The following is a 2,122-nucleotide window of genomic DNA, read 5'->3' on the forward strand; positions in this document are numbered from 1 at the left end:
GCGTTAGTCGAATATTAGATCTCAATTGTAGAACCAGGTTTATTTTTGAGACAGCCTGATCTATTCTCTTTTTATTTACTATATTTCCCGCGAATAATGCAACATCGTTTGTGATTTACATATCTACTTTTTGTTGTATCAAATACAAGCTTAAGTAGAATTTATACTCAATCTGTAGTATTCTTTCTTGATAGTGGGATCAGATTCCGAGAATCATAAGCATGCAACAGATTTTCAAATCATACCAAAAAGGCAAAACGTGCCAATTTCGAATAATTTGATCAATGTTTTTACCCACTACCAAGCATTGGGGTTTATTTAGATACCAGTCTATAGTTATTCCAGTAAGACAAATTATGCGGAAATCTTTGGTGCTTCTTCCATTGCAGCTTTTTCAATCTTTGTAATCTCTTCTGCATAGTGCAGGAATGTATCCACAGATGCAACAACAACTCTGGCTTCGATTGTTAGAACCTCTATTCCAACAAGCGAAATCCTAGCCCATGTGTCTACAACTATTCCCTTGTCAAGTATCCGATCTAGCACTTCTGCAAGACTGGAACAATCAGGACTTTGAGCTACCATTACTTTTTACCCCCTTTTGATTTATTCAATTTTAGACACACCGAAATTATAATTTGGAACTTTTTTGTTCAGAATATGAACTCAGTACCAAATACAGTCCTAAATCTTGAACTTTCGGTGGTCTTCGTTTTTCATACGCAAATATAATCATAGACGAATATATAGATTAGGATATTTATTTTTTTGTTACAAAATATAGAGGACTTCGATAAACCTCTGATTTCAACATATTACTTATATACCCTTTATAAGCAACTAGCCAAAAAGCTGGGTTTATCGAAGTCCTCTATATTTTAAAATAATTCCCTTAAATTATGTTAGCTAATTAAAATTACCTGTTTTACTTCGCTGCAAGCAACAAGGTGTTGTTTTTCACAACCGTTCTGGTTGTAATAGTTTATTAAAAGTCGATTATTTTCATTTGGTGATATGCGTCTTTTTCTTCCTGATTATACCGATTTTCCTAATTTTCAACATAGCTTTGTATTAAATCGGAAGTTGTTATATTTTCTAGGGTTCCAATGTATTCTCCATCACTACAGAAAACAGCTTAACGAGATTGATTTTGAGTTTTGTGGATCTATTTAATATATTTATTTCTGCAAAAATGGAAATATAATTAAAACAAATATTACTTCATGTAAAGTTATATAATTTAGAAAATCATTTTTTTAAAATAATGTATATATAAAAATGAGCTATATAAAAAATAGAGAGTAGAAAAGTTACAACTGCAGATTGAAGCAGGATAATAGTTTTAGTAGCTCTCAATAAAAGGTTCAAATAAGTCTCGAATTATTTCCAAGCTTGAGAAACAAACTACTGTTCAAAACTACTGTTCAGATAAATTCAATTTGTTCAGATAAATTCAATTGATCATTTAAATAATAATACATAATAGATTCATAACAGTACATAATAGATTCATAAAATGCTGGAACCAAATTATGGGGGACATAAATTCTGGGGGATATATAATTGCATTCAAGACATGAATCTATTACTAGAGACTCAGATTTTGAAACTCAAAAAGAATCAGACATTGAGAATCTAGTAAAAAAACACCTTGGAGTAATAGTGCTTTCTATTTTAAAGACGCAGCCAATGTGTGGACAAGATATTGTAAAAGAGATTTTCAGGCAATATCAAGTACTTATTAGTCAAAGCTCCGTTTATCAGATTCTATATACTCTTAAGGAAAAAAACATTCTTGAAGCAAATAATATCAAAGGTGACATGAGATCAAAGGTGTATGTTCCAACGAATCAGGGAAACGAGATAATTTACTCAATTCTGGATGAATTTGTTTCCTCAATGGAATATTTATTAATAACCTTAAAAGAAGATCGAAATTATAAGAGAAGACGATGAGGAAATTTTAGAAATCAAAGGATTATCGTAGATCAAGTTTGAGGATTAACTGTAGACACTGTAAGCTTATCCAGGCCTTATTTAATCTCTTTGAGATTAAATAAGTTTATATTTGAGATTAAATAAGTTTATATGAATCATTATCTTGTTGATACAAGACCAATTT

General features: G+C 30.6%; 2 protein-coding genes. One reads left to right on the plus strand and one right to left on the minus strand.

Annotated features, from left to right (window positions below):
• Positions 1 to 354: 354 nt before the first annotated feature.
• Positions 355 to 585, minus strand: a complete 231-nt coding sequence (gvpA, locus tag ASJ81_RS11745) for a gas vesicle protein GvpA (RefSeq protein ID WP_095644610.1) — start codon at positions 583 to 585, stop codon at positions 355 to 357.
• A gap of 978 nt (positions 586 to 1,563) precedes the next feature.
• On the opposite strand from gvpA, the gene ASJ81_RS11750 reads away from it, so the two are divergent.
• Positions 1,564 to 1,956: a PadR family transcriptional regulator gene (locus ASJ81_RS11750; protein ID WP_095644611.1), complete on the plus strand. Its 393-nt coding sequence runs from the start codon at positions 1,564 to 1,566 to the stop codon at positions 1,954 to 1,956.
• The last annotated feature ends 166 nt before the right edge of the window (positions 1,957 to 2,122 follow it).

Origin of the sequence: Methanosarcina spelaei (assembly GCF_002287235.1) — an archaeon.
GTDB lineage: Archaea > Halobacteriota > Methanosarcinia > Methanosarcinales > Methanosarcinaceae > Methanosarcina > Methanosarcina spelaei.

Excerpts from the sequence above, each read along its gene's own strand:
- gvpA (WP_095644610.1), bottom strand. The coding sequence starts at position 585 with ATGGTAGCTCAAAGTCCTGATTGTTCCAGTCTTGCAGAAGTGCTAGAT.